General features: G+C 47.7%; 23 protein-coding genes. 5 read left to right on the forward strand and 18 right to left on the reverse strand.

Features of this window, described 5'->3' with window-relative positions:
- Positions 1-44 precede the first annotated feature (44 nt).
- From M0413_RS13675 to mobH, 8 genes are all read right to left on the reverse strand, one after another.
- Positions 45-407, reverse strand: a complete 363-nt coding sequence (locus tag M0413_RS13675) for a hypothetical protein (RefSeq protein WP_249554579.1) — start codon at positions 405-407, stop codon at positions 45-47.
- Between the two features lie 335 nt (positions 408-742).
- On the reverse strand, positions 743-1,405 hold the full coding sequence (locus M0413_RS13680) for a hypothetical protein (RefSeq protein WP_249554581.1): 663 nt from the start codon (positions 1,403-1,405) through the stop codon (positions 743-745).
- Complete coding sequence (locus M0413_RS13685) at positions 1,405-1,782, reverse strand: hypothetical protein (protein ID WP_013141541.1); 378 nt, start codon at positions 1,780-1,782, stop codon at positions 1,405-1,407. The genes M0413_RS13680 and M0413_RS13685 overlap by 1 nt, the downstream gene beginning before the upstream one ends.
- 9 nt (positions 1,783-1,791) lie before the next feature.
- Complete coding sequence (locus tag M0413_RS13690; protein WP_210146618.1) at positions 1,792-2,238, reverse strand: hypothetical protein; 447 nt, start codon at positions 2,236-2,238, stop codon at positions 1,792-1,794.
- Positions 2,239-2,247: 9 nt separating this feature from the next.
- The gene (locus M0413_RS13695; protein ID WP_022635537.1) at positions 2,248-2,877 is read right to left on the reverse strand and encodes an IncC plasmid conjugative DNA transfer DtrJ family protein; all 630 of its coding nucleotides are present in this window, start codon (positions 2,875-2,877) and stop codon (positions 2,248-2,250) included.
- Positions 2,834-3,379: a hypothetical protein gene (locus M0413_RS13700; protein WP_249554583.1), complete on the reverse strand. Its 546-nt coding sequence runs from the start codon at positions 3,377-3,379 to the stop codon at positions 2,834-2,836. The genes M0413_RS13695 and M0413_RS13700 overlap by 44 nt, the downstream gene beginning before the upstream one ends.
- A gap of 49 nt (positions 3,380-3,428) precedes the next feature.
- Positions 3,429-5,288 carry a conjugative transfer system coupling protein TraD gene (traD, locus tag M0413_RS13705; RefSeq protein ID WP_432289761.1) on the reverse strand — a complete coding sequence of 620 codons (1,860 nt, stop codon included), beginning with the start codon at positions 5,286-5,288 and terminating at the stop codon, positions 3,429-3,431.
- Between the two features lie 2 nt (positions 5,289-5,290).
- On the reverse strand, positions 5,291-8,260 hold the full coding sequence (gene mobH / locus M0413_RS13710; protein ID WP_210146615.1) for a MobH family relaxase: 2,970 nt from the start codon (positions 8,258-8,260) through the stop codon (positions 5,291-5,293).
- 167 nt (positions 8,261-8,427) lie between these two features.
- Here mobH and M0413_RS13715 point away from each other — a divergent pair, with 167 nt between their 5' ends.
- From M0413_RS13715 to M0413_RS13725, 3 genes are all read left to right on the forward strand, one after another.
- Complete coding sequence (locus M0413_RS13715) at positions 8,428-9,045, forward strand: hypothetical protein (protein ID WP_210146614.1); 618 nt, start codon at positions 8,428-8,430, stop codon at positions 9,043-9,045.
- A gap of 214 nt (positions 9,046-9,259) precedes the next feature.
- The gene (locus M0413_RS13720) at positions 9,260-11,449 is read left to right on the forward strand and encodes a DNA topoisomerase III (RefSeq protein ID WP_210146613.1); all 2,190 of its coding nucleotides are present in this window, start codon (positions 9,260-9,262) and stop codon (positions 11,447-11,449) included.
- Between the two features lie 10 nt (positions 11,450-11,459).
- Positions 11,460-11,864, forward strand: a complete 405-nt coding sequence (locus M0413_RS13725) for a hypothetical protein (RefSeq protein WP_114822864.1) — start codon at positions 11,460-11,462, stop codon at positions 11,862-11,864.
- Positions 11,865-11,890: 26 nt separating this feature from the next.
- On the opposite strand, the gene M0413_RS13730 is transcribed toward M0413_RS13725, so the two are convergent.
- The 4 genes from M0413_RS13730 to M0413_RS13745 all read right to left on the reverse strand — a co-directional run bounded on the left by M0413_RS13730 (position 11,891) and on the right by M0413_RS13745 (position 13,501).
- Positions 11,891-12,148, reverse strand: a complete 258-nt coding sequence (locus tag M0413_RS13730) for a hypothetical protein (protein WP_249554585.1) — start codon at positions 12,146-12,148, stop codon at positions 11,891-11,893.
- Between the two features lie 150 nt (positions 12,149-12,298).
- On the reverse strand, positions 12,299-12,679 hold the full coding sequence (locus M0413_RS13735) for a hypothetical protein (protein WP_114822865.1): 381 nt from the start codon (positions 12,677-12,679) through the stop codon (positions 12,299-12,301).
- Between the two features lie 17 nt (positions 12,680-12,696).
- Positions 12,697-13,116 (reverse strand): hypothetical protein, encoded by a 420-nt coding sequence (locus tag M0413_RS13740; protein ID WP_240310219.1) that lies wholly within the window; start codon positions 13,114-13,116, stop codon positions 12,697-12,699.
- Positions 13,109-13,501: a hypothetical protein gene (locus M0413_RS13745; protein WP_349628460.1), complete on the reverse strand. Its 393-nt coding sequence runs from the start codon at positions 13,499-13,501 to the stop codon at positions 13,109-13,111. The genes M0413_RS13740 and M0413_RS13745 overlap by 8 nt, the downstream gene beginning before the upstream one ends.
- A gap of 304 nt (positions 13,502-13,805) precedes the next feature.
- On the opposite strand from M0413_RS13745, the gene M0413_RS13750 reads away from it, so the two are divergent.
- Entirely contained in the window at positions 13,806-13,949 is a 144-nt protein-coding gene (locus M0413_RS13750; protein WP_000939033.1) for a hypothetical protein, read from the forward strand.
- Positions 13,950-13,986: 37 nt separating this feature from the next.
- On the opposite strand, the gene M0413_RS13755 is transcribed toward M0413_RS13750, so the two are convergent.
- The gene (locus tag M0413_RS13755; RefSeq protein ID WP_249554586.1) at positions 13,987-15,258 is read right to left on the reverse strand and encodes an IS4 family transposase; all 1,272 of its coding nucleotides are present in this window, start codon (positions 15,256-15,258) and stop codon (positions 13,987-13,989) included.
- Positions 15,259-15,398: 140 nt separating this feature from the next.
- On the opposite strand from M0413_RS13755, the gene M0413_RS13760 reads away from it, so the two are divergent.
- Positions 15,399-16,067: an N-6 DNA methylase gene (locus M0413_RS13760; protein ID WP_349628461.1), complete on the forward strand. Its 669-nt coding sequence runs from the start codon at positions 15,399-15,401 to the stop codon at positions 16,065-16,067.
- 52 nt (positions 16,068-16,119) lie between these two features.
- On the opposite strand, the gene M0413_RS13765 is transcribed toward M0413_RS13760, so the two are convergent.
- The 5 genes from M0413_RS13765 to M0413_RS13785 form a co-directional block, all read right to left on the reverse strand.
- A complete protein-coding gene (locus tag M0413_RS13765) occupies positions 16,120-16,392 on the reverse strand; it encodes a helix-turn-helix domain-containing protein (RefSeq protein ID WP_041982374.1) in 273 nt (90 codons plus the stop codon).
- Between the two features lie 48 nt (positions 16,393-16,440).
- The gene (locus tag M0413_RS13770; RefSeq protein WP_022635573.1) at positions 16,441-17,613 is read right to left on the reverse strand and encodes a ParB/RepB/Spo0J family partition protein; all 1,173 of its coding nucleotides are present in this window, start codon (positions 17,611-17,613) and stop codon (positions 16,441-16,443) included.
- Between the two features lie 3 nt (positions 17,614-17,616).
- Positions 17,617-18,402 (reverse strand): ParA family protein, encoded by a 786-nt coding sequence (locus tag M0413_RS13775; RefSeq protein WP_022635572.1) that lies wholly within the window; start codon positions 18,400-18,402, stop codon positions 17,617-17,619.
- 224 nt (positions 18,403-18,626) lie between these two features.
- A complete protein-coding gene (locus tag M0413_RS13780) occupies positions 18,627-18,845 on the reverse strand; it encodes a hypothetical protein (protein ID WP_249554589.1) in 219 nt (72 codons plus the stop codon).
- Positions 18,846-18,977: 132 nt separating this feature from the next.
- A complete protein-coding gene (locus M0413_RS13785; protein WP_249554591.1) occupies positions 18,978-19,160 on the reverse strand; it encodes a hypothetical protein in 183 nt (60 codons plus the stop codon).
- Positions 19,161-19,165: the final 5 nt, after the last annotated feature.

The raw sequence follows: 19,165 nt of genomic DNA on the forward strand, positions 1-19,165 counted from the left end.
AAAGGCAGCCGAAGCTGCCCCTTTTACTTTCATCGGATTGGTTATTAGTTCTGAGAAACTGCAACTGAATCTTTTTCAGAAGAAGCAACGCCAATTTCATTGGCTGTGCGAATACCGGCCAGCGCCTCCTCTTCCTTTTGGGCCTTGGCTTTAAACTTGAACATAAAACTGTACGCCGCAAGCAAAAAGAAGCTGAAAATTCCCCAGTAGGTCTGAACAGTACCCAGAGCCTTAATAGGATCACTTGCAGCTCCGTTGACTGTATCAGCGGTCAGCTTGACCCACTGACTCCAGTCAAATCCTGCCGCAAAAGCAGACAACCAAAAGGCAACCGCTACGGGAAGGATAAAGATGCACATAAGCACAGCGTTCATCAAAAACCAGAAAAATTGTTTATTAACGTTCACACTTCCTCCCATTAACCTAGAAAATTGAATACGTGTTCCAGGTTCATCCCTGCAACAACACCTATAACGAACATCACCTGCCATACAAGGAACTGCCAGGAGATGAATGAACCAGATGAGCTTTCGCTTTCTCTGACGTGAGCTTGTGCGGACATAGACCCTCCGAATAACTTGTCGTCATCACGGAGTAATCGTCTCTTAATTGAGCAATCTAGGAACAGTGCTGTTACGGCCCATTTTGGGCACTTTGTGGAGGTTTATTCGAGGAGATGATAATAGAGGGAGGCGAAAAACTTTCACATGTGAAAGTTCAAAGCGGCCAATGGCCGCTTGTTTCACATTGTTCTATTGCGCCGGAGTTCTCGATAAGCATCCCATGCTTGCTCTGATGAGACACCTCGACGACCAACATCTGTGGCGCACTCAAGGTCCATATTGTACTGCTTAACCTTCTGGTCTGCTGTATCGCCCCAGCTCATAGCTGATGGGTACTTGGAAACACTAAACACATTTTCAAGTTCAGCCTGATAGTCGTCGTTTTGTAACAGAGGTTCGGTTTCACCATCATCCAAGCGAATGTAAGCCTTGCCCTGGAGAGCTTTCAAGTGCAAAGGCACCAGTAAGGTGGAAATCACTTCGTCAGCACGGATGTCCTTGTAAGCACACCAGTGCGGCTTCACGGTGATCACGCCATTAACCAAAACGATGTCACAAGCCAGCGTTGCTTCCACATTATCGTTGACATCTTGACGAGCATAGATTTCCACATAGCCAACCTGTTTGGTATCAACCTTGTCGATGAAACTCCAAAAGCTGGGGTACGACGTTCCATCGCTGAGCGTCAACTGACCGTCATGCTCTTTCAACATACGGTTCAGTTGTGCGGTGAAGAACTCTGCTGATACTTTTCTTGCCAATGGCTCCATATCACTCAGTCGTAGAGTGGCTCCTCCACTCCCCTCATACACCTCTCCAAAAAAGAAATCTCTCTTACGCATTAGACTTTGCCTCCTTTAATTGCTTGCTGGGTCAGCTTGATCCAGTTCAATGGGTTTTCACAGTCAACATGGTTGCCAGCGGCACCAACTACTGTTTTGTATGCCTCCGAGCCTGCCGCAGTGTGTACCGCCAGCATAAACGAAAACATAGGGTCATTTTGCATAGTTCCTATCATCATTGCACTGGAGGTATCTTTTAGCTGGCAGTTTTGAACCCGAAGATTGAGCACATCTTTTGCCACCATTTCACAGTCAGGGCAAACTTTCTCAAGGTTTTTGAGCTTTGCGTCGTCATTGAGCACATCAGGTGCAGCGATGGCAGTACCGGTCATAAACAATCCCAGCGCCAGCAGATGAATTTTCTTGGTTACGTTCATGGTTTCTCTCTATATCGTTCCAATTTCGTTTCTGTAGAAGAACAGTGGCCCTGAGACTGTTCTGAGCTCGGGCGTTATTTGCTTTACTCTTGAGCAGATGCGCTGCTTGAATACGTTGTGGTATCCGTACATTGCTGGTCGTGTGAATGCAGAGTAAATGATGATGGTGATAGCCGCGCCAGCGGCCCACCCGATCACATCTGGATAGAAAAGTCCTGATACGTCAGAAATTCGCTCTGGTGCAACCATGCTGCACAAAAACAGCACCCAGAACCATGCGACTGGCATAACAAAGACCATCTTCCCGACGCAAGCAATTAACACCTTAACCAAATTCAAAATCTGCACCCAGTAAAGCCATAACTCTGACAGGGACTGGCGACGTATCAACTGATAGACATTCCGTGGAATGTCACACAGATGCACACCATCTTGATTTAAAACGGAGTAGCTCATTCCCCCCTCCTATACCCGTTTTTGTAGGTTGCCGAACGTCAGGCCTACCAGAACGCAACAGGTCATCATCGTAAGTGGAATGACAACCGGATCGAGAGCTATAGGGACGAAGAATGCGATGAACAAACCAGCCATCAAGTACATTGTTCCGCGAACGCTATAGCGATGCAAAACTGGGCTTGCGTAGTCGAAGTTGGTCCGTTTGATGCGCCAGGTCATCATCCCATCGTACACAGCCGGTACAAACAGGATGAGCATATAGGGAGCCCAAGCAGCTAACAGCGCCAGTCTGGTATAGAACTGGTAAATGACGTTAACAAAGGCCTCCATGCGTCCCTTAACCCACGCGAACCAGCCCTTTCCCATGTCCTGCATACCCTTGGATTTCTGGCGCTCTTCTTCTGAGGGGATCAACGTTTGGTACATCCCTTCATAGAAGCCAGAATCAATAATGCTCGACCGGAACCAGGTAGATGCTTTGTCCTGTATCCAGTCTCTGGCTTCGATCCCGAGACTTTGCTCCACCAGCACAGACTCTCTTTTGATAGCTTTGTCTGTCCAGTCACCTGGGATCAGCAGCAATATCGCAAGTATCTCAATAGCCAGCAGCCATGCGACCAGCAACCACGGCTTGTTCATAGTCAGTTCTCCTTAAAACAATTTTCACACTTTCACAGGTGATGAGTTCATACAGCAAGCCGCGCAAAGAGGTTTCATCCTCGTGGGGCTGCGGGTTAATAGATAATTCTCCAGGATGGGAAGACAGCCACAGTGAGAACGGTTCTCCTGAATCGACAGACCATAAATCGCCACCGCAATCGACGATTTGTGCTTCCAGCGCCCGGCAAGTCTCGGTGATGAGAGTTTCTAAAAACGCCCCTATTCGGGCTGGGTCTTCGTACTTTTCTCTCTGTTCATGGAACACAAGCTGGCTGTAGCGATGAAGAGCCTCTTCAATGATCGGGTAAATCACTGGCTCTTGATTAGCCTTAATACCGTCTGTGATGTAGCAGCTCAGCTTCTCGATGATGACCTCTGATGCAGGCCAATCGAATTGAAGGATGCTCAGGATATGAGCGTTTTTGCGTCCACGATTTTTCAATTCATTCATAACCCGGTCAAAAGGGTTCACATCGACCATGATGGCTACCTCGTAGTTTCTATACTTCTTGTTACACATAGCTCTGCTCTTACTGGGTCAATATTGGCAGACGGCCTTTTACGATAGTTCCGCCTGAAATCTTGGCTATGTATTCCAGATTCGGAAGCATTCCCAGTAATTGGGCAGGGAAAAGATCCGCTTCCTCCTCCATCAAACGCTCGCCTTGGTTGCCTCCGTGCATAATGGGTTCCTTACCATCAGAATTCTGGCCCTGTGTACGCATAACGTACTTGAGCCGCGTCTTCGGCAAGTTATCCGCGATGTATTCTTGGGTTTCCCCATCAACAATACGCAGAGCGAACGTGTTGTTGATGTTCCCCAAGACTTGGAGCGCTTTGTCTTTGCTGCCCAGTCGAGCTGCGAAATCTGCAAAAGTCTGGGTTGCAACGAAAAGACGAAGTTTCGCACCACGTCCTTTGTTCAAAAGTTGGATGAATGGGTCGTTGATCACCTCAGCAGCTTCGTCAACAAAGATGTTTACGGGCCTGTTGTTGACGCCATAGTTGTATCTATCCCCAGCAACCGCTGTAAGGTCAGAAAGAAATATTGAGCCCATAGCGCTACCGACCATGTTGTCGGTCAGCGAGTCGAGGCCCAGGTAGGCTACTTGGGCGTTATTAATGATCTTCGCAGAGTCAGTGATTTGGCGTTCGTCACTTAGGTCAGTTGAGTCTGGCGATAACAATGGCCCCAACTCTCCGGACGTCAGCATATTCATGATCGGAAGGAGGTTTGCCACCATCTTGGAAAAGTGGGTTTGGTCGTGCTGGAACATCGACAACAAACCTTCAAGGTCTGAGTTGGGATGTTCAGGCTGAATGATTTCGTAATAGAACCTCATCAAAGCGAAAGCGATCTTTTCACGAGAGCCGTTTTTTACTTTCTCTAGGAAAGGCGCAGCTTCGGCCTCCCAGTCAGGCCTAACTCGTTCTGAATAGGCTTGAACGGCTCTGATGACTAGACCAGCAGCGCCACCTTCAAGGAAACGACGGAGTTTTGTTAGGTTAGGACGGTCATGGGTGATAACAAGCCCTTGAGCAATATTGTTAAGAGCCTGCCAGCCAAATGATTTGAATGGATCAGCCCCAGCTTCGGATGGAATCAATGCAGCCAATCGACTTGCGATTTCCGTTACACGGGTGAAATTTCGCAGGGGATCGATACGCACTGATTCTTCTGGGAATGCCGGGTGGAATGAGACGAATCTTTCCGGTTGTCCCATAGCTTCACAGGCCCGTCTGGCATTGTCTCGCATCTCCTTATCACCTTTCGGGTCTATGATAATCACAGCTTCCCCGCGCAGGATGGCCTGAGAGATCAAAATGTCGAACATACGGGTCTTGCCCGAACCGGTGGTCCCTACAATTAGAGTGTGCCCCTCTGTATGCTTTAGAGGCTGCATAAGTTTTTCTTCTTTTGGCTCAACCCCGTGAATCCAAGGTTGGCCGATAGGCAACTCTTTTCTCTTACCCTGTATTCTCCGGACAACTTTTTTAACCGTCGATTCTTTTCCGACGATAGATGTCCAATCTCGTTTCAGGATCTCAAACACGCGCTGGGCATGACGGTTTTCCCACAGGAACCCACTGCCAAGCCACATATCTTCCGGCGTATCTTTGATGTACTTCTGGAGCTCCGTAATGGAGATAAACTCTAAATCTCGGCCCCTCAAATGCTTTTGCAGCAAATGGAGCTTGATAGCCTTAGGCAAACGAGCCATTGCCATCACACCACAGATCCCCGTCATCCAATAAAAGGGCTCTGGAGGCATAGTGCTGACCTGCTCCACGGCCAAAGCAGCACCGGAGGCTGCAAGCCAGCCTGCCACAGCATTTTTTTCATAGTTAGGCCGCCACGGCATCTCGTAGGCGAGCGGGTCATAACTCATTGTCATTTTTCATCTACCTCTAAATACAATTTTCCTTGACGCTTTTTGAGCAAAGGGCGTTTTTGTGCCCGGCTCAACATCCCACAGAGGATGTGTTTTTTGATGCCGATGTTTTCCCCGGCAATCATGTCGAACGCTTTATCGCTGGTGACTAAGCAGCCGTTTTCTTCCAAGACAGGTGTAACTAGCCATCTGCCCGAACGTTTCTGGATCATGTCCTTGAGGATCAAAATCGCTTTCTCAGGGGTAACGCCAGGCGGCAAAAAGTCTTCGTCTTTGATGTCTTTCGGGTTTGTTTTAGCCTTTGGTGGTTCAAACTCCCTCACCTCTTGCTCTTCCCTTTCTCGGACCTCGATGTGACCAAGTTCCTTTTCACGCTCAACTTTGGTAACTACAACAGCTTCGGGTTGAGCCTCTCTCTTGGGAAGGCGAGCCACGTTCTGTTTTTCTTCAATCGGCTTGCTTTCATGCCCCGTAACCACAGAGGAGGTATCGCCTTTTTTCTCCTTTTGAGGTTTCTGAGCAGTTTTTCCTTTCGTGTCTTTTGCCGGTGCAGCTTGACCTGAACCAGCATCAGACTTCTGTTGTTGGTTTTTTTTCTGCATCGGTTGGCTTTGTTGCTTCGGAGCAGACTTGCTCTTTCTGACATCAGCATCAGGAGGAGATACAAGCTCAAAGACATCCTGGTATCCACCCATTGACGCTTCTACTTCCTTGATGGCCGCTACGACTGCATCTGAAAGTTGTTGCGCCAACACAATTGCTTTCACACCGCTGAAATCTCGCACTTTACGACCAGGCATAATAGGATCTGGAACAATCGCATTGGCATGGGATAGCTTTGAGAGAACTTCTGACGGCGCACCTAATGACCGAGCACCTTCTGGGTATAGGATTACGGCTTGGCCCTTCATCAGACATAGAACCTCTCCCAGCGTCTTTTTCCCTTCCAGAACAGGCATGATCGCCTGCTCAAGCAGAGCAGATGCTTCGCCATAGCCAGCAAGCATCTCAGACAGCAATGTCTTAGCGTCTTTTTCCTGCTGATTAGGTATGTTCGCTTGTGACATTTCTGTTGTGGCAGAAGCCTCTTCTGACTCAACGGCCAACATAGGCAATGGTTCAATAACCCATGATGGAGGCTCATCTGAACCACTAAACATGGGGAAGTCATCGCCCTGCAGGGAGTTTTGTTCTTCTGGAACGAAGTCAGCCTTGGGCTGTTCTAGCTCTGCCTCGTTGGAGTTTTTAAGACTCACTTCGTCAGCAATGCAGGCGTCAGTCGATGCGTTGAATGCGTCAAATGGGAAGTCGATGTCACCCAGTCCACCCCCAACATCCTTGAGGGCTTGCAGAGGGTTATCGTTCGCCAAAGGTGGCGCGTTTTTGGCAATGTCCTGAGGTGACAACTCTTCTTTTGCCTCAGGTTTCTCTGTTTGTTCTTCTGTGTCTTTTTTGGGTTTGGCCTTAACCTGTTTTCCCTTGATTGGTGTTGTGGCTGATGGTGCTTTAGACGAGTCCTTTGTTTCAGACGCGCCTTGGGCTGGTGTGTCTTCGGGTTCTGTTGAAGTGCTTTTCAGCATATCCATCGCATCACCGAAACCGAGACCGGCTAGAGCTTTCTCTGCTTCCTGCTCTGCGGCCAACATGTCATCGTTCAGAGACACTCCGCCTTCATCTTGATCGTCATCACTCTCATCAGGGTCAACGAACTCAATCTCAGCATCCTCAACGTCTCCAACAACTTCTGCTGCAACGGCTGATGGTGGCTCATTGGTAAACACCAAGTCGTTTGATTCGAGGCGGAGCATCAAAATCTTCAAAGAGCCTGTTGCTTCCTGGAGCATCTCCGGCAGCACTTCCCAGTATCGGTAGTACGCTCGCTCACCTTTTTCCTGCACAGTGTTTGGCACAGCAAAACCGCGCTCGATGAGAATGTCGGCCAGCGTATCTGGATCTCTTGGAATGCCGGGGATTTTGTCTTGACTGATCAAATCATAGAGATCTCCAAGCTGTTTCCATGCGATGAAAACACCTTGGTTTAGGTGCCAAACTTTCGCGCCAGGCTCATTGACTTTCCATTTCCCAGTTTTCACCAGGCGACGGATAGCATCGAACACGTACCGCTCTACTGGCACACCATAAGAGAACTCGTCCACATCAAGACGGCTTTGGCGAAGGTCCCTTGAAACACTCTCTTGGTCAGCACGAAGCATCAGTCTTGTAACAGGCTGATTGACAGTGGTTCCCGAAATAGCTTCAAGCATCGCCTCGATGATGGAAGGACCTGACTTGGAAAGAAACTCCTGCGTCTCAGCCGGAATAATTCGATGCCAAGCCAGTAGCGAGAATTGCTCATGCCTTTTGTGTCTCTTGTCGCGCCACCGAATAAAGTAACGCTCTATTCCGTGACGGTGCGCCCAGTCATGAAGTGACTCTGAATAAGGATTCCATGTGATCGATCCGTCTTTATCTGTAATAGACACATCTGACAACGGTTTGCCCACATCATGCAGGAGCCCGGAGAAGCAACTCGCCAACCGCCAACGAGGTTCATTGTCGCGGCGTTCCCGAGGCGTTCCCTCGATTGAAAAAATAACCGACTCAGAAGCCTGAGTTGCCCAAAAGGCTACTTCAAGCCCATGCCGGAACAACCCACCAGCTCCTCGGTGATGGTGAGATTCGGAAGCTGGCAGCAAGTGAACAAAAGCGGCATACCGTTGGATCACTGGCAAAACAAGCCGGTTGAAGTCGTCCACAGTGAAACCGAGAGAGTTCCGCACTTTCTCAATTAGTTCAGCTTGGGTTGCCAGTATCTTGTCTAGTGGGGCCACTGGCAGGCCCTTGGCAAAAGGTGGGTATCGAGGGATTTCTTCATCTTCCACGTCTTTAAGCGGCAACACTCTGGCGCTTGGCGTGGCCTCGATCACTCCACTTCGCCCACCAAATAACTTGTTCAGGGCTTTCAGCATGTAGGTTGACCATATTCCTATCGTATTTTTCGTCAGTACATGCTCTCAAAACACGTTTAGATCGCACACACGCCTATCTGTCCAATTTGGGCAGTTTGAGAAACCAGCTTTCCATCTCCCCCCTTTTAGAATGGGTTCATCGACAATTTTTGATGAGGAATGACACGATGAGACAACTGATAGCAATTCTGGGAGTAGCAATTTTGGCCGGGTGTGCCTCTAACGCCCCTGAACAAAAACCCCAATCCCAAGTATCCCCTGCGGAGAATGACAAACCGGCCCGAGTTAACCGGGAACTTTCTATCGCATGGGACAATATGGGACGCGGTGGTGCGGCATTGCGCCAACCGGGTTATATCCATGTGCTGGGCGACGGTAATGTCAGCGCGACGATTAACAAGGTGAAAGATGATTCCGCTGATGCAGTTAAAACTCCGGTTGGAATAGAGCAAGAAGGGGATGTAGGCGAAGCCATCAATACCTTCAAGTCCATGAACAAAGGTAAAGGTTACTCGCTGTACGAGTTGTCACGCTGGGAACGCTATTGCGATAGCGGCAAGGGCATGGATGAGCACGATTGGCGCTTTATTGAGGGTGAAGGTGCCACAAACATACCCCAGGACGTTGTGACTGGCTGCATACCGCCTGCTCATAACTATCAAGATTACCTGAATGCCTGGACGCACTTTTGCTCCAGTCAGGCCGTAACAGACGCAGATCGCCGTATTGTGCGCGAATCCGTGCGTCCCTACTCTGTGGTGAATCCATGCAAAGCTCTGAAATAAGAAATCACACAGAGCCTGGCCGAAAGGCTGAGCTCTTCGACGCTTTATCAATCATGCTCCAGGAGGCTGGTTCGAGGGGTAATACCCACGAAGCGGCCTATGTCATTTCTGGAGTCCTCGAAAACCTTTCCAGAGACTATCCCGAGATAAAAGTTCTTGCCCAAAACTGGACTGAGCTGGCGAATCTGGAATCAAAGATGAAGGGAGCTGCTTGATGGACCTTTATATCTGCGAAAAGCCTTCTCAGGCCAAAGACTTGGCAGGAGTAATGAAAGCCTCCCAAAGGGGAGATGGATTTATCCATGATGGAGGAAACAGGGTTATTACCTGGGCCTTCGGCCACCTTCTGGAATTGTATATGCCAGATGACTATGACGAACGATACAAGTCATGGTCACTGGAGACTCTTCCGATTGCTCCTGAATCCTGGCGGTACAACGTTCGCAAGAGTGCGCTAAAGCAGTACAAAATCGTTGAAGGCCTAGTCAAAAAAGCAAGTACCATCTACATCTCTACCGATTTCGACCGCGAAGGTGAAGCTATCGCCCGTTCGCTTTTGGATCGATTCCGCTACTCAGGTCCTATTCGTCGTGTTTGCTTGACTGCACTCGATGAGTCGAGCATTAAGAAAGCGCTAAATAACGTTAAGGACGGCAAAGAAACTGTCTCGCTATACTACGCTGCACTAGCAAGGCAACGCGCCGACTGGCTGGTGGGGATGAACGTAAGCCGACTCTATACAGTATTGGCGCGAGATGTAGGTTTCAATCATACCCTCCACGTAGGTCGGGTCATTACACCTACCGTAGCTCTCGTGTGTCAACGAGATCGAGAGATCGCGGGTTTCACACCATCCCCATACTGGACTCTGGGCGTGAACGTATCCGTGCAGAATGGTCAGTTTGCCGCTCAGTGGATACCGCCAGAGGAGTGTAGTGACGAACAAGGCCGATGTATCAATAAGGCCTATGCCGAGCAGGTATCTTCTCAAGTCAACGGTGCCAATGCAGTTATCAGCAAGGCAGAGACAAAACCAGGAAAAGAGTCTGCTCCCCTTCCCTTCGATCTGACTTCATTGCAGCAATACGCAAGTAAACGATGGGGATATACAGCTCAGCAGGTGTTTGATGCAGCCCAAGCTCTGTATGAAACACACAAAGCAACAACCTACCCTCGTACCGACAGTCGCTACCTGCCAGAGAGCCAAAAGGAAGACATTCCTGACATCCTACAGGCGCTTATTTTGTCCGATCAGAACGTCTCAGGGCTGGTAGCTGGCGCAGATCCTCACCGCAAGGCCAGAGTATTCAATGACTCTAAAGTGACCGCGCACCACGCGATCATTCCCACCCCAGCAAGAACAGACATCAGTGCCATGTCTGAGATCGAGTTAAACCTCTACGACGCCATACGTCGTTTCTACATCGCGCAGTTCTACAGCGAGTTCGAGTTCACCAAAACCTCCATCGAGGTGCAGTGTGGACGTCACCTCTTTGCTGCTTCCGGTAAGACCCCGACCAAACAAGGCTGGAAGGTTTTGTTTGCTTCTGACAGCGAAAGCAGCCCCAAGGATGAAGGAGAAGATACCGACGCGCCGGTTGAACAGGAGAAGCTCCCCAGGGTTAGTCAGGGCGAACCTGCCTTGCTCAATGGTACTGAGCTGATGAACAAAATGACGCGGCCAGCACCACACTTCACAGAAGCCACATTACTTGCCGCGATGGAGAACATTGCCCGGTTTGTGACTGAGGAGAAGTTCAAGCAGATCCTCAAAGATACAGCCGGTTTGGGCACTCCAGCAACACGCGCCAGCATCATCCAGGGAGCTGTAGATAAAGGCTATTTCAAGCGTCAGAAAAAGGTACTGCTTGCAACAGATAAAGCTCATGCACTTATCGCCGTGCTTCCACCAGCAATCAAATCACCTGGCATGACTGCGGCCTGGGAACAAGAGCTTGAAAAAGTCGCCACTGGCTCCGGAAACATGTCTGTCTTCATGAAGCAGATTTCCACTTGGATTTGCCAGATGGTCGATCAGCTCAAGGTGGCTGCGCCAGTTCTGACAAAAGAAGGTGGCGCGATGGCTAAAGCATTTGAAGGCGCGAAACCTCCTTCACACGAATGCTTTAACTGTGGTGGAGAGATGCACCGAATCAAAGGTAAAAACGGCTTTTTCTGGGGTTGTCAGAACGAGGCTTGTAAAAAGACATTCCCTGATAATAGAGGTAAACCCGAGAAGCGTATCGCTGCGGAGGATTGCCCAGACTGCCCAGATTGCGGTAGCCCTATGCGCCTTAGAAAAGGGAAGGCACCAGGTAAAAAACGAGCCTCTAAGTTTTGGGGTTGCACAGCTTATCCAGACTGCAAAGGCACAATGCCTTTCAAAAAATCAGACTTAGAATAAGGAATTAACTATGTTCGGATCAATCATCCTAGCTACCATACTAACCACAAGTTCAGCCATTACCGAAGATACGGGTGAAGGTATTTCATCTGGAATAATGGCGGCGTCAGCAAGCTATTTAGCACAAAATATAATGCCTCTCACTTCTGGACTTAAAAGTAACCATAGCTACCAGACCACGGAAGCAGTTGATATGGCAAAGGCTTTGGGAGGTCTAAAAGATCTTCCTGAATTTATTTACGTCATTACTGATGTAAATGCCCACATGGCCGATATGTGTAATCGCATCTGGGAGCCACAATCTTTGGCCCTAACCCCATTCATCGTAGAGATGGTAGAACTGCGGAAAACAAATGAAAATAACGCCTACGAGAAGGTGCTATCCGAACTCAACTGCTCGCATTTAGAAGATTAAAAAAAGGGGCCTTATGGCCCCTGCTTTCAATTGCCTAAATTTCTTTGAAACCTAATTTGCCTGCCAAATACCGTTCTTATATATCGAGACATCGCATCATAATCACCTCTATTTAACCAGTCATTAATTCGGAATGGCAAGTCTGGATCAAACGTCTTTTTGTGGAGCTGTGAAACAAACGCTTTACCGGCAGCAGACAGAGAATACGCTTTGTTTCTATCTTCGGCATACACAGATAATGCTCCACGTTGCATTGCTCTCACGAATATAGCGACTCTTGACATGGGAGACCCTATTCCTTGACACAAATCGTCCTTGTATTTCCCTGAGCCTCTCCATCTATCCATCAAACGGATTATTTCACTTTCACTCATTGGGTTGGGCTTGTCGGCCAAGACACAAAGTAACCGTAGGCCATGAGCGACCCACCAGTTTTATACTTCTATGGATTTTGCTTTAGCTGCTGCCAAGCTAAAATCTAGGAAGAAGTAGTGCGACTTTGATTCGCTTACAATAAATTGAGACAGGTACTTTTCTTTTCCATCCGAAATGTAGACTGACAGGAACATGCCAAGCATAGGAACATCTGTTTTTGATGCTATATCAATTTGTAAGTGCATAGGCTCTTTGGTTTCGCTATCGACAAATGAGTGCGTACCAGCAAAACGCGACTGAAAAGCAAGGCATCGGACCGCCTCTTCAAGAGTGGTTTTTCGCCCTTTATTGTAAGGGTTATATTTGTGGACAGAGAATCTAATTGCTTGTTCGCCTTCTTTATGAAGCATTCTCTGTGCCTCCCATAACGGTACGGTCATGAATTTCCCTCTGTTACTTAATTTTCTTTATTTTTCGTAGAGTCCAATTTACTCTGTATTTCTGCTTTTGTGGCGCGATGTCCGCGCTTTAAAATAGCATCCAACAGGCATCCAGTGAAAACATCCTTACTCGGCATACGGCCAAGCAACTCGACATACTGATCTTCCGTCAAATCATGGAGCTCACAATATTTTTTCACCGCCTTTTCGTAGGCTTCTGTGTAGCCATGTGTAGAAACCCGGAAAGCAATATCCCCATTATCACATGGCTCAAAAACCAGCTCTGATCCCTTGGGAGACTGGTGCGAGACAGTTGCTACTGCCCCTAGAGGAATCATTCCCCAACCATTTTTCAGTTCCCGCGTAGTTCTGACCAGTCTACCTTTGTACTCTCGTTTCAGTTTTGGATGCGGCACTACCGCGTATTGCTTACTCATTTCCGCTCCCCAGCACCAACGGTTCAATAACCAGCGCTTGAGCCTCGTCCCAGTCGGACACCTTTACGTCACCAAAAGCAAACGCTATCCGCATAGCCACTGTTGGCCTGCCCATTTTCATCAAATAAGCAGCCGCACCGGCACACATCGACTCTTGTCCCGAAGGTGCATAGTTGCCCTCTTCATCCCATTCACCACCGTACTTTGAATGCACGGTTTTGTGGCAGTGGAACGTCGTCATATCGTTTTCAACTATGTCGTTGATGATGCCTTCCAACCTACCAGGGGCAAGTTCGATAGCCCCTTCCTTTCGGAATGGGCAGTTGGCGCAAGGTTTCTTCAAACGGAGATGATTTGCTGTCTTTGGCATATCGCTCACTTTCATAGCATCATTTTATGACCTTATGATATAGGCATATTTCATGTAGTCAATATCTCACTAACAATTACTTTAAATGGGACGCTGACACGCCCATTTTGGGAAGAAGAACAAGTTATTTGGAGGTGGGGATCACGCTAGATTGGGGATTTGAATACTTTCACATGTGAAAGCTCATTATTCTTAGTATCGTTTTATTGTCTCTTGATATTATTTTATGATGCTGTAATAATCATAAATAAGGGCCGCATCGCTCTTCTACCTTCGTTGCAGCCCTTACAACACAATCAAGCTATTAAGGAGCTTTGTTATGCTGCAAGGCAATACTAACACGAATAAGCGCATCCCGCTCGCGGCGTTCATGAAATGGCCGCTGGCGAAACGTCAGGACTTCATCGATCGGGAAATGTCCGGTTGTCCCGACTTTATCAAGACGTCTTTGCTTCGGCACTAAGGCAATCAGGAAAGCTCATACGTATGTCCTTAAGAGCTTAAACTGCTGATATATTTAGATTAGTTAGTATTTTAAACACCCCGTTTTTTTGATCCCTCTTCAAATTCTGACGCTGGCAACGTTGTGCTAAAAATGCCAATGCTTCATTTATGGCCGTCACTAAATCTGCGCCATGGCTTCTGGCAATATCTAAACAAAAGGGTAACCACCAGATATGGGCTGATTTTGCACCGGTAAACAGTGAAATCACCCGGTTATACTTTTGTTGTGCCGCGTTGATAAGCCACCGTTTTAAGGTTGCCGCAAGCAAGCTTCCCCAGATCAGTGTTTCGACTATTGTTGGATGATACGTGTCGAATTTATTCAAATTATTCATCGACTTCCATTCTTTGAATAGCAGTTCAATCTGCCAGCGGACACGGTAGAGGTCGCCGACAACTTCTGCGGGAAACTGTTGCCGATCAAGGTTGGTGCACACCAAAACATGTCTTTTTTTGTGATCTAATGCGGCAAATGCCACACAACGATAAATTGGACCATCCGGCCAATGCACGTCTAAATCCAACGCACCTGTACCGGGTAATTCTTTTAGCCATGATTTCAGCGGTTTTGCCTGCTGGCTTTTGTTGCAAACGGCCATTGGATTCACGCTGTTGCTCATGCGGATGATGAAAAAAGCGCTGGCGTCTTGCAATTCCTGGACATAAGCCTTTGAAAAATAACCCGCATCTGCCATAAATAAGCAACCAGCTAAGGATGAGGCTGATGGCAAATACTCCCGCTCTGGCGCAATATCTTCGGTCAGGCTTACGCGCTGTGGTTGTCCTTTGAACACATCATAGGTGACATGCAACTCAACCGCAGCAGGGTTGTGTACGTTAAAACGGCCTGGAAAATAGTGCATTAAGTCGCCATGCACCGCGAAACTGGTGCCATCTTGCAAAATAATACGTTCAAAAACGTCTTTATACTTCTCTCGCAGAGTAAGCATATCTGGAAGATGCACAGCCAGTGCTTTTTCAAACACTTCACGCATAAACTCAGGCGCAGCCATTTTAACCAACTGTTTATGAAAAGGTTTTAGCTGTATGTTGGTGAAGTGCATATGATTAAATTGACGGTGGATATCGGTAATAGAATTCGTAGTCCCAGAGCCAAGGGCGCTGACCAACGCCATGCAGAACTTATGCGGCGTGACCTGGCGACGACGTTTCATAAATCCGGTTTTTTGCCCAAGCGTATCAAGCTCATCTGGAGAAAAAAGTCGTTCAAAAGCGTTTAAGAATCGGCTATCTTGTTCGTGCTTCATTCGTTTTGCCTGCAAAGGTGATCTTTTTTATTCGCAAAATCAATTAGATCACGAATGAAGCACCTTTTCAAATCCTAAAGATCATACGTATGCAGGAAAGCTAAGAACCTCGCTTCGGCGGGGTTCTTCGTTTCTACCTCTTGAATGTTTCGTCAGAACAAACTGGAGAGCTTATGTCACCAGAAACACAGCAACTTACATCCAAGGCTTTATCTCTCATTGAGCAGTCCCGTTACAGAATGGGCACTTCTCAGTTTATTGAGGCCTTTATCGACCAATGGGCTTATTTGCAGACTGGCCTATACCCAGCCAAGGAGGAGATCCCGGAGGAACTACAGCCGGTCGCCTTCGAGCTTTCCCATGTTCTGTCTGCGGCAATGAAGCGCGATCCCACAAGCGATGTTCTTGGCTACGTCCTGAGCATGTCTGGCTTCCACAAGAAAGGCACTAACTACTTCCCCACCCCTCCAGAGATTGGCCGCTTGCTATCACTCATTGTTGGCTCAAAGCCTTCGGCAGACTTCTATGAGCCTTGCTGTGGCTCTGGCGTCAACGCCATTCACTGGATGGAAAACCTGATCGAGAACAAAGGCCAAGGGGCCTTAGCCGAAACCTCAATCTACCTGGAAGACATTGATCCATTAATGGTGAAGTGCTGTATGCTCCAGCTCTTTCATTATTTCGAGTCCCGTGATGCCACGCCAAAAACTCTGAGTATCGTCGGCATAGACACCCTAAGCAGACGAACCAGGAATATCGCCTACTACGCTGAGAAACCTCCAGCATCCGCCGCCACCGTGGCCGCATAAAAAAACCCGCCTGATGGCGGGTTTTCCATTCATTACTCTGCTCTATGGCACCTTACAGCTTTCCGTACCGGTTCAAGAACGAAGACCTGTCTAAGATCCCCCAATCTGTCAGTATGTAGTAGCCGGTGGCACCTCGTTCGCCGGTTGACTCCCTGACGAATAAAATGTTCATTCCGAACTCATCACGCAAAGCAGCCAACTGCCTCTTGATTGTTGATTCAGGAATATTTGTCGCCTTGTGAAGGTCCTGGAGACTTGGCTTCTCCGTTTTAGACAGGGCATTCACCAAAGCAAATTTTCTCTTCATGTCCTGCGAGATCTTCATATTCACCTGTTCTTGACAGGCCCACCCTTTTTGGCTGGGCCTCCTTTGTTAGCCTTCGACACTAAGGAGTTCAATGTCTGACACAGGCACATGAACATGCTTTTCCTTTCCTTCACTATCGAGCGTTTTGACCCAGACAGTAGATGGAACCAGAGCCACACGGTCTGTCATGATGACTCCGCGTTTAGTTTCACCATCCAGGTTAACGTTGACAGCAATAACCAAACTGTCGGCTCGGACATTCTTCCACTCTTTGTCCTTCGGCAGAGGAGGAAGAGCATCACCACCTTCATCTTTGTTCTTTCCGCTGTTAATAGGCTGCTGGACAGGCTCTTTGTCCTCTTCATCGAGCAAAGGGTCCAAATCATCGTCATTCAGACCATCACGGTCTGAACCGTCTTCCAACACATTCTGGTTATGGTTCTGCTCGGTATTACCCAGTTGCTCCTCCGTACCATTCCCATTTGAGTTTAGGGTTTGGTCATCGGTATTTCCATCACCAGGTTCATCATTGTGGCCGGAGCCAGTCAGAGGGCCTTTTTCCATTTCTTCTTTGATGCGCTTGGCATCGTTCAGAAGCTCACGACTTTGTTTCCGGGTGATCCCGTCAGACATAGCCACAGCACAGACAGCACGGCAGCGTTCTTCGTTCATATCGAACAAAAGACGAAGATTATTCAAGGTTTCTGTATCAGAACATACTTCATTATCATACAACTCGCGCACACAGTCTGGTAGTTTTAGCAATGACAAATGCGTAGATACGAAAGTGATGTTTTTCCCGAGGCGATCAGCAATGTCTTTTTGCTTCCAACCGTCTTCAATAAACAGATTCAATGCCTCGGCTATTTCTACCGGCGTTAGGTCATCTCTTTGGATGTTTTCGATCAACTCACCAGCAGTTTCGTCCAGATTATTCTGGACCTTATCATTGACAACCAGATCGATAGTATCAATACCTGCATGTTTACATGCTCTCCAACGTCGCTCCCCCTTCTGAATGACGAACTTTCCTTCCTCATTCTTAGGAAACACGATGATAGGAGACTGCTGCCCCTCGGTTAGCATAGTCGCTGCCAACTCTTCAATGTTGCGGAAGCGCTTACGCACCTGGACTTTGGAAACAACGTCGTCAACTGGCACAGTAAGAACTTCTTTACCTTTCTTGCCTTTGGCAGCTTTAGCAAGATCCGACAGGCCTCTCAAATTATTTAATGCCATCGTTTAGCCCACCTTCTCTAAAATTTCTTCTAACACCGCCTCAACCTCTCTGGCCGCGACATGTCCGTAACGCAGATCCCAAACAGGTATCCCATCCGTGGTTGCTGTATCTAATGGTGGACGGTGCATAATTTTGTTTTTAAATAAAAAATCTGGTATTTCTTTTTCCAACTTATGCAAAGACTTAGCGTGATTAACTGATCCATCCATATCATTTATAATAATTCCAAGAATGTTCAACTCAGAGTTATACGCTTCTCGAACACCAATTATTGTATTTAAAAGACCTTCAACACCGTCAACAGCAAAACCTGATAGCTTCACTGGACATGCCACATGGGTGGACATGACCAACGCAGCCACCAGCTTTCTGCCGAGGCTAGGCGGACAATCAATCAGCACGTAGTCATAGTTCTCAAAAAGAGCAGCCAAATGGCGAGCCGGGTTCATTGCTTGATCGAGAGGCACAGCCTCCATTTCAAACAAATCCGGATCGTTTTTCGGTGTATGAATAAGGTCAGCACCACAAGGGCAGTGCATAACATCAATGCCGTCCAGCTCGTAAGCGAACAGCTCAGCGGTTTTTGTTCCAGTTAGGATAGGCTCATAGTCTCCATCCTCCAGCTCTCGTCTGGGGGCCAGTCGAGAGGATGTATTCCCCTGACCATCCATATCCAAGACCAGCACTTTCTTTTTCTTCTGTAACGCCAGATAAAAGGCCTGTTGGATACAGAGGGTACTCTTCCCCACCCCGCCTTTCTGGTTGGCGAAGCTGATTACTTTTGCCATACCCACCTCAATTTTGGTTACTTTCAGGTGATTTATATCACCCCCAAACTTTCACATGTGAAAGATTGTACATACCATAAAATGATACTGCAATATCTAATTATGGTTCTGTTAAAACAAACTTGAAACAAAAAACGGCCATAAAGGCCGCGTTTTTAGAAGGGTTGTACTGTCAGCGCAATTGCAGGGCAGCACCAAGCTCATTCGCCAATTTCGGTATCCTATTACTTATTTAGAATAAATGCTTTTACTGCCAGCTTTGCTCTAAACCAAACACAAGGCTTCTCTTTGTAGTGAAAATTAGCATGGTCATCACAGGCAAGCGCGTACTGCGCCTTATCAAGCCTACAACCGAACTGCAAAATCTCCACAAACAGGCGCAGCAACTCAGGCCCACGAATAATGAGCGCAATGATAAAGAAATCCATAAAACTCAAAATCATTTTACGGATTCCTTACTTGTTGGTTTCAACAAGGCCTTTGGCTCGTAGCACAGCTAGAGCTCTCTCAATTTTCCAAAGTGGTTGACCCAGTAAAGCGGCCAATTGCTGTGCTGACATACAATTTCCCTTCATTTAGATTTCAAAAAACTCAGATATTGACCCCAAGCCTGCCCTGTCAGAAATGACACTAGCTACTACCAAAAAAACAATTGGAATATACCAACCGCTCATAGTCAAACCTCCCGCCACCCAAAGTGTGAGCAGTGCTGATACAGAAGCAATCAATGCAATAAGAAGGACTTTTGTTACGTTCATACAAA

Source organism: Shewanella sp. 8A, assembly GCF_023475945.1.
Lineage (GTDB): Bacteria > Pseudomonadota > Gammaproteobacteria > Enterobacterales > Shewanellaceae > Shewanella > Shewanella xiamenensis.